Raw genomic sequence first — 13,005 nt, forward strand, 5'->3', positions numbered from 1 at the left:
ATTCGCATTTTTGTTAATATTTAATGATTAAGGCAATTGTTGAATTACTGCAGCTGCTTCAGCCGCAGTTTATTGTACAGGGAATGTTGACGCATTCCCTGTACTTTTTTATGATAGTTGGTTTTACATACTTTATAGTGTTTGTAGGGGTTTCAATTTTGATTAATCAGGGCTTATTTGCTGTTTTGAATATTAAGAATAAGTTGTTTGTCTTTGAACTGATAAGTAGCCCCCGTTAAATCAGTGAGTAGGGGCAGTATTTTATCCAATGAATAATTGTTAAATGTTACCGTATACAAACCTGTTTTTTGAGGTTTACCTGTAATCTGTATAGAAATATTATAGGTCCGTTCAAGAATGTGAGCTATTTGTGTTATCGGGGCCTTATTAAATATTAGTTTATTTACTCTCCATGCGCTTAATAAACTGACATCTGTTAATGTGTGGCGATAAGCGTTTGTTTTTGAATTATAAACCAGAAGATGATTGTGGGTAAGGTCCTTCTCCAGAAGTGTATTTATATTGCGTTCTTCTTTTTCAACCTGAACTTTTCCGGTATTTACAGCCACGCTTATTAAATTTTCATCGGGATAAGCATTAATATTGAAAGAGGTTCCAACAACGCGGGTTTGTATTTTACCGGTCCTGATGATAAACGGCCGCGTTTTATCCTTGCTTACCTGAAAAAATGCCTCCCCCAACAAAACTACTCTCCTGTCTTTGGCACCAAAATCTGAAGCGATCTGGATGCTTGAAGCCGCGTTAAGGTTAACTACCGAGCTGTCTGGGAGTATGATTGTTTTCCGCTCGCCTTTTTGCGTATTATAGTTGGTATAAGTATTTAATTTATTTGCCGCCTTGTTCAAATAACTTACGGCAAAATAAATACCGCAGCCAATCAATAAACAGGCGGCAATGCGCCATACAGTATTAAACATACCGAATGTCCGATTATCGCGTTGCCGCGCTCCATCCTGACCAAATAGCTTAATAATGGCTTGATCAGCAGCTTCATCTGCTGCATTTTGTGCTTCTTCGGCACTCAGTTTGTCAGATAAATCGTCAAACGAATCAAACCATTGTTTTATACGTGCTGTTTCTTCCGGAGTACATTGCCCCGCCCTGTATTTTTGAAGAAGCGCCAGTGCTTTCTCCTTTTCTGATGAGCTGTCCATTCATGAGTATAGTCCTTAAAACAAGGGGGTGGTACCGTTAAAAGAATGATATGCTTATGTTAAGCATTTATTAAGTGCCGGTTTGAGAATTTCGGCAAAGTGGTTCCGGGTCAGAATATTAAAAAAAGTAACGACGTAAGTTTACTACTCAACACCCGCGTACGAAGATGCTTTAACGCTATGGAGATGTTATTTTTTACAGTTTGTTCGGATAGGTTTGTGGTAGCGGCTATTTCTTTTACCGATTTATGCTCAATTCGGCTCATCCGGAAAACAAGCCCCGTTGTTTCAGGCATCTTTTCAACTTCATCCATTAACTCTCGTCGTAAATCGTTTGCGATGATCTGGTCTTCTACCGGAGCGATAGATGGTTCATCTTTTTCGAGCAGCAAATGATACCTGGAAAGTTGTTTTTTGTTAAGTACTTGCCAATCAATAACCGCGTAAAATGCAGCCTTTGATAAATAAGGGAATAAATCGACCGACCTGATCTGATGCCGGTTTTTCCAAAATGAAATAAATATTTCCTGAATAATATCCTTCGCATCATCTTCGCTCCGCACACGATTGTAAACAATTCTGTAAAGCCTTACATTGTATCGAAAAACGATTGCCGAAAAAGCTTGCTGGTCATCTTTTTGAATCCTTTTGAGTAATTCATCATCTTGCAAACTTTTCCACATAGCGGAACAAAAGTAAACAAGGTATGTAAATCGTATGTTAAATAGTTTTTAGGATTAAAAACAGGCTTTGGTAATCAGGAATGATATTTGGACAACACGTCTAAACGCGTCCCGGTGATGTTTGGATTGCTCCAAAATATTCATTTATGCCACCTGAAAGCATCTTCCAATTGGGCTAAAACTTAAAAAGGCCTTAGCATAAATGCTAAGGCCTTTTGTTTTCCCGCATGGGCTCGAACCACGATCGTCTGAACCAGAATCAGAAGTGCTACCATTACACCACAGGAAAATATAAGCAAATATACTACCTGTAGTGGTATTACGCAAGACTAAGCATGTCAGAAATTGGTTATATTCATTTATCTCTGCCTACCAAAAAGGCGAAAAAACAGTGATTACGGCAAATACACGGTTAAAATAACCAAACCGCTTAAACACTCTGCCAAAGAAAGTTACCGGCGGATAACCCCGCCTTTTGAGCGTGCTGTTACGATGCCTGCCCTTTGTAAAAAATGAAAGCGAAAAAACTTCGGAAAGTATGGAAACGCCCCGTTTAAATGAACGAAAAACAAACCTCACCGATTTTTTGACCGACCTGAATAGCCGCCGCATTAATAAGCGTGAGGAATTGTTCACATAATCTGAAAACTTAAACAGCCACGACAGCATGCCGATCATCCTGAGCTTCAGCATTACTTTTGAAAAATCAAGCGAATACCTGCAAACCATACACCTGTTGCATGCGAACTTATTTATTGGCAGCCAAAAAAAATAGTTAGTTATAATGGGGCCCCGGTGCAGCTGCATATCATATTCAATATGGCAACTCGAGCATTTGGGCAGTTTTCTGCTGGCATACATTGCCGCAAAGGTATTAGGTTCAGGATTTGGCATAACAGGCTTATAATTGGTTAATAAGGTTAATCAAATTTAGTTTCTGCGCATCAAAAAGCCGAAACTAAATTCAATCTAACCGTAGGTTTTATAAATTAAATTTTTACAAAACGTTGCCCAGTTATTTTACCCCTATGTTATTTACTTGCAGCCAGTTGCAAAAGCCATTGCACCATATCATTTGCTGCTTTATCATTCTCAAAACCAGCCGGAAGCCTGCCATTGGTATATTCATTATATAACCACGGATCGCCTACAGCTACTACGGTTCCTTTGCCATATTTAGCACTGGCAACGATACATGCACCGGCGCTATTGTTTAATACCGAAGTTGCCCCGCCGCTCAGGCCAATTGAGCATACGTCCTTCATGAATATTTTATTAGCCGTTTTAAACACCGGGTTGCCCGTAGTTTTTATTGCACCATCTTCAAAATGAGCATCATCAATTACGTGGTTTTGCAGATCATTGTTAAAATGCATTCCGAATTTGGCAGCCAAAAGGTTAAAATGCGGCAATTCTACATTGGCGCTATCGTTTGCCATCATGAGTAATACGCCACCTTTTTTTACCCATTTGGCAATTTCGTCAGCATCTTTGGGCTGTATATAATTTGGCGATGGGCTCTCTTTTTTGCTATCCGGATCAACAATGATATAGATAGCCGCATTTTTCAGATTATTGGCAGTAGGCGCCTGATCAAGCGAATCGAGCTTGGCGCCTGCTATTGTAAATGATGCTCCTAATATGGAAAAACCTGTATTGCCTTTTTCGTTCCATAAATAATGAAACCTTACTTGTTTACCTGCAGCGTCTTGATGTACTTCGTGGTTAAAGTAATAATCAAGTATTACGGTTTGCGCACCCGCGGTTAAACCGGCGAACAGGAACAGGGAGGTAATAGCTAACTTCAGCTTCATCTTGATACTTTATTTGGTGTACAATTTGCATGCGGTATGATTTTATTACGAGCGCAATTGAATGTCATTTCGAGCGATAGCCAGAAATCTTATACGCCCTGCAAATTCGCAGGTATGGTGTACAAGATTTCTCCTCGTTCCTCGTCGAAATGACATTCTTAAACATTAACTGATTATACACCTCCAAATATCGAGAAGCCACCATCAACACAGATCATTGATCCGGTTACAAAGGCCGATGCATCGCTGAGCAGCCAGGTAAGTGCGCCCTTTAATTCCTCGGCATGGCCGAAGCGTTTAAATGGGGTTTGTTTAATAACCAGTTCACCGCGCTGGGTATAGCCGCCTTCTGGCTTAGTTAATAAACTACGGTTTTGTTCGGTCAGGAAAAATCCGGGCGCCAGGGCATTCATCCTGATCTTATCGCCATAGCGGTTAGCCAGTTCAACCGCAAACCACTGATTGTAGCAATCAACCGCGGCTTTACCCATGTTATAACCCAATACTTTAGTAATGGCCCGTTTGGAGTTCATCGATGATATATTTACAATACTCCCTGCTCCTGCTGTAGCGGCAATAGCCTCGCCAAATATCTGGGTAGGGATAATGGTTCCCCAGGTGTTGAGATCCATCACCTTTTTCATACCGGCAATGTTCATTTTAAAAATATCATCTTCGGGAGCAAGTACACCTTCGGGCATGTTGCCTCCCGCACCATTCACCAGGCCATCCACACGGCCAAAGGCATCTACAATTTTATTTTTGGCGGCTATCAGCTCGTCTTCGTCCAATACATCGGCAACTAAAGCAATAGCCTTGCCGCCATTTTTGTTGATGGCATCGGCACGCTCTTCCGCAACCTCTTTTTTACGGCCCAGTATACCTACCGCGCCACCGGCTTCAACAATAGCGTTTACAAAGGCATCGCCCAGAATGCCTGTACCACCGGTAACTACAATTACCTTACCGGCTAATGAAAATGAATTTTCCAATGTTTTAATATTTTTAGTGAGCTATTGAATTATCTGATGTCGGGAATGGCAATCGGGTCCATATCGGTATAGTCAAGATTTTCGCCCGCCATGCCCCATATAAAGCTGTAGCTGGCCGTACCGCTGCCCGAATGTATGCTCCAAGGCGGCGATACCACGGCATCATAATTATCCATCAGGATATGGCGGGTTTCCTGGCCCTCGCCCATGTAATGAAATATTCTTTGACCTGCCGGCACGTCAAAATAAAAATAAGCCTCCATGCGGCGGTCGTGCACATGCGAAGGCATGGTGTTCCACACGCTGCCTTCGTGCAGTATAGTTAAACCCATTACCAGCTGGCAGCTTTTTATACCTTCCAGGTGAATATATTTATTAATGGTGCGTTTATTGGCCGTTTCGCTGGCACCGGTATGTACCTTGACAGCATCGGCGTTGGTCATTACCGTGGTTGGATACACCGCATGGGCCGGAGCCGAAAGCAGGTAAAAAACCGCCGGTTTGGCGCTATTCTTGCTGGCAAATGTTACGTTTTTTGTCCCCTTGCCAATGTACAGGCAATCGAGCTTATTTACCTCAAAGCTTTTCCCATCGGCAGTAATCACGCCATCGCCCGCCACGTTGATAATGCCTATTTCGCGGCGCTCCAGAAAAAACTCCGCGCGCAGGTTAGGATAGTTTTCAAGCGTGATTGTTTGATTTATAGGATGCGCCGCACCTACTATCATGCGGTCATAATGGGTGTAGGTACAGTTGAGTTTATCGGTTTGCACCAGGTGGTCAATTAAAAACCGCTCCCTGATCTGTGCTGTTTGATAATTCTTAAAATCTTCGGGATGTACACTATGTATTACTTTCAAGGCTTTGTGTATTTGGTTAGGCAAGTCTACAATGTATCTTTTTTAAATCAAAAGTATTCGGTGGTTTATTCTACGTAAACGTTTGCGCTGATGTATTTACCGTTATAAATGTTCGGAAGAAATAAAAGAGGCAGACAGTGCGAAAAATCAGGCTACTAATCTACTCACCCCGACGTCGCTACGCTTGTCGACCCTCTCCGGCTTCGCCGCATAGAGGGTGAGAAAAATTTCTTAACCTATTTTCACTACCCTTTTTCCGCCACAGGCGAAGAGAGGGTGGTCCAGCGAAGTGCAGACCGGGTGAGTCTTTTGTATGCCATGCAATTCCTATGATTAACGGCAACAAAAAAGCCGCAAACATAATATTCGCGGCTCTTAAAATTGGTTACCTAAAGTTAGTCCTCGTTCACAAACGAACGCAGCATCCAGGTATTTTTTTCGTTGAATTGCATAAATGCATTCACCATATCATTACTGCCATCATCACCGGCTTTGGCGGTAATTTCCATAATTTCACGTTCTTTGGCAATTAAAACAGCCAGGTCATCAATGATGGCCTTAACCATTTTGGTATCCTTTAAACCAATGGTTTGTATCTCCTTAATTTGCGATGTTTCAATATAATCTTTAAAAGTGCTGTACGGCGGTTTACCCAGGGTAAGTATCCTTTCGGCAAGTTCATCAATGGTAGTTAAGGCAGCGGTGTACAGTTCTTCAAACTTTACATGCAGGGTAAAAAAGTTCTGACCTTTAACATTCCAGTGGCATCCGCGTACTTTTTGATAGTAAATGTGATAGTTGGCCAACAGATCGTTCAAGTGGTCAACAACTGGTTTTACTTTACCTTCTTCCAGGCTTATTTCTTTTGCGTTCATATATAAATAGTGAGTTTAGTTTACAACAAGGGGCTTGCCTCAATGTTTGGTAAATATAACCACATTTGATTTTAATACTCATATTTGTGCACTTTATGACAGAGCTACAACCTTTCATTAACCAGCAATTTAACTGGCCCATCTGGCGTATGGAAATTGACGATACCAGCGGCAATTTACTGGTTGAATTACGCGACACCCAGGAAAAACAAACCGCGTTTGGCTCGGTAAACCTGCTTACCGGAAAGGTTAATTTTACCGGTGTAAGTACGCCCGAACGCTGGCTCACCGGAATGGAAGCCGCTTACAATGGCGTACTGTTGCTGCACCATTATGAATCGGCCACTGGGCCGGTACACAAAGGCCTTGTAGCTGTTGACGCCGTTACGGGCAACACCCTTTGGAGTAACTACACCCTGGCCTTTGATCACCTGAGTGTTAACGGCCCTGTTGTTTACAACGCGCAGGTACAACCCCGCAAATTATTTTTGGCCGATATGAAAACCGGCACCAATTTAAGGGCTTATGAACCGGTTATTGACCTGCCCCCGCCCAGCTATATTATCAGTGCACCGCTTATCCCAGCCTTACTTTTACAGGGCTTATCACTGCCCGAACAACCTTATACAAATACGGTACATTATATAGAATACAATACTTATAGAATTGTATCTTTGCACACGTTTTTTCAAGAAAAACTAAAGCAGCACCTATATATTATTAACAACGAAGGCGCAGTTGTTTACCATGATTTGTTAAACAGCGATATACAAAAAATGCAGCCTGAGGCGTTTGTAGTACATAAGAATAACCTGATCTACCTGAAAGAACGATCAGCATTGATAGTTTTAAACTTATAAGTTACTGTATTATAACTCATTATGAAATTCAAGATTCTATTATTGATCTCACCGTTACTAACCCTTTCCATATCCCTTTTTGCAAACCCATTAGCCGATTCAGTTGGAGTTGAAAACCTGAACGGCAAAAAGGTGGTATTGCACAAACTTGATCCGAAAGATAACTACTACTCGGTTGGCCGCCGCTATAATGTAAGCCCTAAGGCCATTATGCAATTCAACAACAACGCGCCGTTAAAAATTGGCGCCGTTATCAAAGTACCTACCGAGCTATCATTTACAGCCGCTACCCAGCCACCTGTACAACAAAGCAAACCACAGGTACAACCGCCTGTAGCACAGCCTAAACAACAAGCGCAGCAGCCGGTAGCCCAGCAGCCAAAACCGCAAACTACCCAGCCTGCAGTACAGCAGCAAACCCAGGCACCTGTACAACAGGCCGCCGCAAATACAAACACACAAGCTGCCGATACCACACCCGAAAAACCTGTTAACCAGGATAATATACAACAGTACAAAGTATCGGCAGGCGAAACTTTATACTCTATAGCAAAACGTTTTGGTACTTCTGTGGAAGATATTACCAAACTGAACAATTTAACTTCAAGTACACTAACTCCTGGCCAGGTGATCAAAGTTCGCTCAGGTATGCCGCCGGAGGAAAGACCAGTGGTAAAACAGGATGCTACCGTAGTAACTACCACCCAGGATTCAACCACGGTTGACAGCGCGGGCAATAAGCTTAAAGCAAACCGCTTTGGTCTGTATGAGAAAAATGAAACAGGCGTAGCCACCTGGATTGATGATACCAGCCTTGACCCTAAAAAAGAACTGGTATTACACCGCTCGGCCCCAATTGGTACCGTGATCAAGATCACCAACCCGATGAACAACCACACTACCTACGCTAAGGTTGTTGGCCGCTTTACCGACAGTGAGGCTACCAAGGATGTACTTATTGTGATGACCAAAAACACCGCCGACGCATTAGGCGCTTTGGATAAACGTGTTCGTGTAAACATTAGCTACGGCAGCCCTAACCCGAATGAATAAACCGTATATTATTGGGATTGCCGGTGGTAGTGGATCTGGCAAAACCTTTTTTTTGAAGTGTTTTCTGGAGCATTTTACTGCCAGCGAGGTATGCCTTGTTTCGCAGGATGACTACTATTTTCCGGTGGCTCATAACATGACGCCTGAGGAAAACAGGGAGTACAACTTTGACCTGCCTGCTACCATTGATCATGAACATTTTCAGCAGGATATTACCAGGCTCTTTAATAATGAAACCATTATTAAGCCCGAGTATACTTTTAACAATCCAAACGTTGTACCAAAAATGCTGGAGATAAAACCGGCTCCCATTTTAATTGTGGAAGGCTTGTTCATTTTGCATTTCAGGGATATTGCCGATATGCTGGACATGAAAGTATTTATTGATGCCGATGAAGACATTGCCCTGGAGCGACGCCTTAAACGCGACCTGATAGAGCGCGGCTACTCGCACGATGATGTGATGTACAAGTGGATAAACCACGTTGTACCGGCCTATAAAGAATACCTGCTGCCCTACAAAGATGAGTGCGACAGGGTAATTACCAACAACAGCCACGTAGCCCAGGATATCATAGCCGTAACCGAAGAAATATCAGCAGGGTTGAAAAAGAAATTGTTTTAAAGGATCATAGATCTTCGGAAGATTTTTTTTTATAAAAATTGTCATTTCGAATCCTCATGAGAGGGCCCGAGTTGGGAGAGGGTGAGAAATCTTCTGCGCTAAGAACTTACGAGTGTACAAGATTTCTCTTCACCTCAATACACCCTCCCCGCCTGTTCATCGAAATGACACCCTTTTTATTTCTTCCGGACACCAGACCAACTATGATCTATTAACCATGATCTAAATAATAATTTCCGGTATCTCCCCTTCAACGATCAGTTTACCCGCGGTAGCTTTTTTAATATCATCAACACTTACGCCGGGTGCGCGTTCAAGCAGCTTAAAGCCGCCTTCGGGCAGTACATCAAATACACCAAGCTCGGTCACAATCTTTTTTACGCAGTGAACGCCGGTGAGCGGCAGGGTACAATTAGGCAGCAGCTTTGATTCGCCGGCCTTGTTCACGTGCTGCATGGCCACGATGATATTCTCGGCCGAGGCAACCAGATCCATGGCACCGCCCATACCTTTTACCATTTTACCGGGAATTTTCCAATTGGCAATATCACCGTTCTCGGATACCTCCATGGCACCGAGTATGGTAAGGTTAACCTTTTTAGCCCTGATCATCCCAAAGCTCATCGCCGAATCAAATATAGCCGATCCGGGTAGCATGGTGATGGTTTGCTTGCCTGCGTTAATCACATCCGGGTCCTCCTCCCCTTCAAATGGAAAGGGTCCCATACCCAGCAACCCGTTTTCTGACTGTAGCACCACATCCATGGTTTCAGGGATATAATTGGCCACCAGCGTTGGGATGCCAATACCCAGGTTAACATAGTAACCGTCTTTTATTTCTTTAGCTATGCGCTTTGCTATTCCTGTTTTATCAAGCATGTTTTTGATATTATATAAGCTGTGTCATTTTGAGAGTTATGAAAGCCTCACCCAACCCTCTCCAAAGGAGAGGGCTTAAAAAAACGGTTTAAATCTCCCCCTTTGGAGAGTAATAGCCCGCCAAGATGCAGTTGCATTAGTTTATAGACTCACCCAGACATCGCTACGCTTGTCGACCCTCTCTTCGACTTCGCCGAAAAGAGGGTTAGGAAAATTGTCATTGCGAGCGTAGCGTGGCAATCGCGAACTGTGCAGATAAAACCTGCGTAGTTCGCGATTGCTTCGTCGTGCCTCCTCGCAATGACAATTTTCCTTTTCATCCCCTCTTTCCGCCGAAGTCGAAGAGAGGGTGGTCCAGCGAAGCGTAGACCGGGTGAGTCTTCTGTATGCCATGCAAATTCTACAATTCTGTCGTTTCATTGGTTATTACTCTTTGGAGATGGCCGGGTTAGGCTTTCGCACATTGCAATGACACGTGCCGTTCCATTTTACAATTCTTTGTCCTTCGTCTTTACTCCTTCTACCCTTATTCCTTCATCCTCACCGTTCTTTGTTCAATGCGTTTTTGGTAATCCTTACCCTGAAAAATACGGTGTACGTAGATACCGGGGGTATGGATATGATCGGGGTCAAGCTCGCCGGGTTGCACCAGTTCCTCTACCTCGGCAATGGTCACCTTACCGGCCATGGCCATTACCGGGTTAAAATTGCGCGCTGTTGACCGGTACACAAGGTTGCCCATCGTATCCCCCTTCCAGGCTTTTACAACGGCGAAGTCGGCATCAAAGGCCATTTCCATCAGGTAATCTTTTCCGTTAAAGTTGCGCAGCTCTTTGCCCTCGGCAACTTCTGTGCCCACACCCGCCGGGGTAAAAATAGCGGGCATGCCATAGCCCGCAGCCATACAGCGGGTAGCCAGCGTACCCTGCGGCAGCAGCTCCACCTCCAGTTCGCCGGTGAGCAGCTGGCGTTCAAATTCGGCGTTTTCACCAACGTATGAAGAGATCATCTTTTTTACCTGGTGTTGTTTCAGCATCAGCCCGATGCCAAAATCATCAACCCCGGCATTGTTGGATATACAGGTTAATTGTTTAGTGCCTTTTTTAACCAAAGCGGCTATACAATTTTCGGGCAGCCCGCACAGGCCAAAGCCACCCAGCATCAAGGTCATGCCATCCTGAATATCGCGGATAGCTTCTTCAGCGTCAGTAACTACTTTATTCATGTGTTATAATTGGTTATTTCAAATTTAGATATAAGAATCAAGAGTCAAGAATCAGGATATAAGATTATTCAATCAGATTTACCTTTCTGAATCCTTCTTATTCTTGACTCTCAATTCTTGCTTCTAATTTTCGATCCAAATTTTACCTACTAATTAATAATATGAAACAATTAGAAAATTCACGCATTATAACTAATACATCAACATATAAAAACAATGGCACTATCAGATAATGAGTTCCAGAATGATGATCATAATCCGGAACATTCCAACAGCAAACCCAACGCTTACCGCGTTGACGATGATGATAACTTGACCGAAGAAGATCTTCAGCGTGGTTTTCTAACCTCAAAAGACGATATGAAAAAACCGGACGATCCCGGCATGGAAGGTCAGGGTATGGGTGGCCAAAACTTTGGTAAGAATAACCTTACCCCTTCGGGCGACGATGAGGCCAACCCATCGCAAACAGCGGGCGATACCAACGAGTATTTCAGACGTACGCAACCAGCTGAAGAGCATCCTGAAAACAGCAATTTTACCGACCCGAACCAGGCCGGGCAATCAAACTACGGCCAGGTGATGGATGCCACTACACATACCGGCCAATCGGACGAGCAACCCGACGATGATAACCAGGATGATAAAACAGGTCAGAAACCTCATCCACAGCAACCCTATCGTGAAGGAACTGCAGATGATGACGGCAAAGGCGATAATAAACAAGCGAATATTCCGGGACCTAACGAGGTACCCGATCAGCAAAAGGTAGGTGAATAAGACAAAACGCCCCAGCTGTTAATTCAGCCGGGGCGTTTTGTTTTATTAGCTTCAATGGTTTACCACTTGATCTGCTTATCAATAAAGCCGATCAGGTCATCGGCCATGGCTTGTTGTTCTTTAATGCTCGGATGACCGTTGGTACCCTTGAAAGGTATAAAGTGGGTGTAAATACTTTTATCATTTAATTCGGCTACGGCTTTTTCAATATAGCCCGGCCATGGCGAACCTTCCTTAGTAGCATCCATATTGCCCAGCATACAAATTATTTGCGCCGCAGGATATTTTTTGCGGATGTTCTTCACCATGTCGCGGTAAGCTTTAATGATCTGGTCGGCGCCTGGTGCTTTACTGCCAAAACGTTCTTTAAACTGGTCGTTATCGGGCTTGGTGATGATCCATGAATCGTTCTGAAAAAGGTTGATCACCACCAGCTGAGGTGTATACCTTGAAAAATTCCACAAGCTGTTTGGATCGGTTGGATCCAGCCGGTTATACATTTCGGGCATAATGAGCGGAAACCAGCTCACCAGCACACCAATACCACTTTTGGCGGTACATACATAATCGGCATCAAAATGGCGGGCGGTGATGGCCGCATAGCTGAGGTACCCGTTTTCATAAGGCCCGGTGCCCCTGTCTTTTCCCGTTGTATCTTCATCGGCCATACCACAGGTAATGGAGTTACCAAAAAACTCGATCCTGCGTTTTTTAGGCTCGGGGGCAGGTAAAATTGTAGCTCCCTTAGCCAGGATAAACTGGTAAAAAATGGTTTTACCCATGGCCCATTCTGTGCGCTTAAATAGTTCAAGACTGTGGTCGCCGGCGGGTAAACCTTCGGCAAGGGTATAAACCTTTTGGGTATTATCCAGATGCAGGATATTAATTACCTTACCATCTACAATAACATTATAATAATTATCGCCGCGCTCGTCCTGCAATAAGGCCGAGGCACCTGTGCCGTTAAAGTTTATTTTGATGGACGAGCCCGTCCAGTAAAGTTCAGCGGCTTCATCGGTTTTATTGATACGGCCCGTATACCGGATGTGCTGATCCTTGCTTTTTAAAACAACGCTTTGGGCATTGCAATTGGTAAAAGCCCCTGTAAAAAGGAGAAATAGAACTATAAGATGAATTTTGCGCATTGTAATAGGTAAAGGTTTAAAATTATAAAACTTATTTTA

General features: G+C 43.5%; 14 protein-coding genes. 4 read left to right on the forward strand and 10 right to left on the reverse strand.

The genetic code is table 11. The features are described 5' to 3' along the window. Positions 1 to 173: 173 nt before the first annotated feature. From QWZ01_RS02950 to QWZ01_RS02980, 7 genes are all read right to left on the reverse strand, one after another. Positions 174 to 1,175, reverse strand: a complete 1,002-nt coding sequence (locus QWZ01_RS02950) for a FecR family protein (protein WP_290321732.1) — start codon at positions 1,173 to 1,175, stop codon at positions 174 to 176. A gap of 110 nt (positions 1,176 to 1,285) precedes the next feature. Beyond that, the gene (locus QWZ01_RS02955; RefSeq protein WP_290321733.1) at positions 1,286 to 1,858 is read right to left on the reverse strand and encodes an RNA polymerase sigma factor; all 573 of its coding nucleotides are present in this window, start codon (positions 1,856 to 1,858) and stop codon (positions 1,286 to 1,288) included. A gap of 369 nt (positions 1,859 to 2,227) precedes the next feature. Then, positions 2,228 to 2,752: a hypothetical protein gene (locus QWZ01_RS02960; RefSeq protein WP_290321734.1), complete on the reverse strand. Its 525-nt coding sequence runs from the start codon at positions 2,750 to 2,752 to the stop codon at positions 2,228 to 2,230. 137 nt (positions 2,753 to 2,889) lie between these two features. After that, positions 2,890 to 3,672, reverse strand: coding sequence for a hypothetical protein (locus QWZ01_RS02965; protein WP_290321735.1), 783 nt, complete (start codon positions 3,670 to 3,672; stop codon positions 2,890 to 2,892). A gap of 173 nt (positions 3,673 to 3,845) precedes the next feature. After that, a complete protein-coding gene (locus tag QWZ01_RS02970; protein ID WP_290321736.1) occupies positions 3,846 to 4,664 on the reverse strand; it encodes an SDR family oxidoreductase in 819 nt (272 codons plus the stop codon). A 29-nt stretch (positions 4,665 to 4,693) separates the two neighbouring features. Then, positions 4,694 to 5,524 (reverse strand): 5-dehydro-4-deoxy-D-glucuronate isomerase, encoded by an 831-nt coding sequence (gene kduI / locus QWZ01_RS02975; RefSeq protein WP_290321737.1) that lies wholly within the window; start codon positions 5,522 to 5,524, stop codon positions 4,694 to 4,696. A 395-nt stretch (positions 5,525 to 5,919) separates the two neighbouring features. After that, positions 5,920 to 6,399 (reverse strand): Dps family protein, encoded by a 480-nt coding sequence (locus QWZ01_RS02980; protein WP_290321738.1) that lies wholly within the window; start codon positions 6,397 to 6,399, stop codon positions 5,920 to 5,922. Positions 6,400 to 6,494: 95 nt separating this feature from the next. Here QWZ01_RS02980 and QWZ01_RS02985 point away from each other — a divergent pair, with 95 nt between their 5' ends. Genes QWZ01_RS02985 through QWZ01_RS02995 form a run of 3 tightly spaced genes read left to right on the forward strand, consistent with a single transcriptional unit; the run spans position 6,495 to position 8,937 of the window. Then, complete coding sequence (locus QWZ01_RS02985; RefSeq protein ID WP_290321739.1) at positions 6,495 to 7,259, forward strand: DUF4905 domain-containing protein; 765 nt, start codon at positions 6,495 to 6,497, stop codon at positions 7,257 to 7,259. Positions 7,260 to 7,280: 21 nt separating this feature from the next. Further along, positions 7,281 to 8,312: a DPBB and LysM peptidoglycan-binding domain-containing protein gene (locus tag QWZ01_RS02990; protein ID WP_290321740.1), complete on the forward strand. Its 1,032-nt coding sequence runs from the start codon at positions 7,281 to 7,283 to the stop codon at positions 8,310 to 8,312. Further along, on the forward strand, positions 8,305 to 8,937 hold the full coding sequence (locus QWZ01_RS02995) for a uridine kinase family protein (protein WP_290321741.1): 633 nt from the start codon (positions 8,305 to 8,307) through the stop codon (positions 8,935 to 8,937). Before QWZ01_RS02990 ends, QWZ01_RS02995 begins: the two co-directional genes overlap by 8 nt. A 222-nt stretch (positions 8,938 to 9,159) precedes the next feature. Here QWZ01_RS02995 and QWZ01_RS03000 read toward each other — a convergent pair whose 3' ends face one another. Then, positions 9,160 to 9,816: a 3-oxoacid CoA-transferase subunit B gene (locus QWZ01_RS03000; RefSeq protein ID WP_290321742.1), complete on the reverse strand. Its 657-nt coding sequence runs from the start codon at positions 9,814 to 9,816 to the stop codon at positions 9,160 to 9,162. A 526-nt stretch (positions 9,817 to 10,342) separates the two neighbouring features. Beyond that, positions 10,343 to 11,041, reverse strand: a complete 699-nt coding sequence (locus QWZ01_RS03005) for a CoA transferase subunit A (RefSeq protein WP_290321743.1) — start codon at positions 11,039 to 11,041, stop codon at positions 10,343 to 10,345. Between the two features lie 216 nt (positions 11,042 to 11,257). On the opposite strand from QWZ01_RS03005, the gene QWZ01_RS03010 reads away from it, so the two are divergent. Next, the gene (locus QWZ01_RS03010; RefSeq protein ID WP_290321744.1) at positions 11,258 to 11,821 is read left to right on the forward strand and encodes a hypothetical protein; all 564 of its coding nucleotides are present in this window, start codon (positions 11,258 to 11,260) and stop codon (positions 11,819 to 11,821) included. Between the two features lie 59 nt (positions 11,822 to 11,880). Here the strand turns inward: QWZ01_RS03010 and QWZ01_RS03015 are convergent, their stop codons facing one another. Then, a complete protein-coding gene (locus QWZ01_RS03015) occupies positions 11,881 to 12,966 on the reverse strand; it encodes an SGNH/GDSL hydrolase family protein (protein WP_290321746.1) in 1,086 nt (361 codons plus the stop codon). Positions 12,967 to 13,005: the final 39 nt, after the last annotated feature.

Source organism: Mucilaginibacter aquaedulcis (genome assembly GCF_030409325.1).
In the GTDB taxonomy this organism is placed as follows: domain Bacteria; phylum Bacteroidota; class Bacteroidia; order Sphingobacteriales; family Sphingobacteriaceae; genus Mucilaginibacter; species Mucilaginibacter aquaedulcis.

Bases quoted from the DNA above. Each gene is read 5' to 3' on its own strand.
- QWZ01_RS02955 (WP_290321733.1), bottom strand. From the start codon at position 1,858: ATGTGGAAAAGTTTGCAAGATGATGAATTACTCAAAAGGATTCAAAAA.
- QWZ01_RS02990 (WP_290321740.1), top strand. From the start codon at position 7,281: ATGAAATTCAAGATTCTATTATTGATCTCACCGTTACTAACCCTTTCC.
- QWZ01_RS03010 (WP_290321744.1), top strand. From the start codon at position 11,258: ATGGCACTATCAGATAATGAGTTCCAGAATGATGATCATAATCCGGAA.
- QWZ01_RS03015 (WP_290321746.1), bottom strand. From the start codon at position 12,966: ATGCGCAAAATTCATCTTATAGTTCTATTTCTCCTTTTTACAGGGGCT.
- QWZ01_RS03005 (WP_290321743.1), bottom strand. From the start codon at position 11,041: ATGAATAAAGTAGTTACTGACGCTGAAGAAGCTATCCGCGATATTCAG.
- QWZ01_RS02960 (WP_290321734.1), bottom strand. From the start codon at position 2,752: ATGCCAAATCCTGAACCTAATACCTTTGCGGCAATGTATGCCAGCAGA.
- QWZ01_RS02995 (WP_290321741.1), top strand. From the start codon at position 8,305: ATGAATAAACCGTATATTATTGGGATTGCCGGTGGTAGTGGATCTGGC.
- QWZ01_RS02950 (WP_290321732.1), bottom strand. From the start codon at position 1,175: ATGGACAGCTCATCAGAAAAGGAGAAAGCACTGGCGCTTCTTCAAAAA.
- QWZ01_RS02980 (WP_290321738.1), bottom strand. From the start codon at position 6,399: ATGAACGCAAAAGAAATAAGCCTGGAAGAAGGTAAAGTAAAACCAGTT.
- QWZ01_RS03000 (WP_290321742.1), bottom strand. From the start codon at position 9,816: ATGCTTGATAAAACAGGAATAGCAAAGCGCATAGCTAAAGAAATAAAA.
- QWZ01_RS02965 (WP_290321735.1), bottom strand. From the start codon at position 3,672: ATGAAGCTGAAGTTAGCTATTACCTCCCTGTTCCTGTTCGCCGGTTTA.
- QWZ01_RS02985 (WP_290321739.1), top strand. From the start codon at position 6,495: ATGACAGAGCTACAACCTTTCATTAACCAGCAATTTAACTGGCCCATC.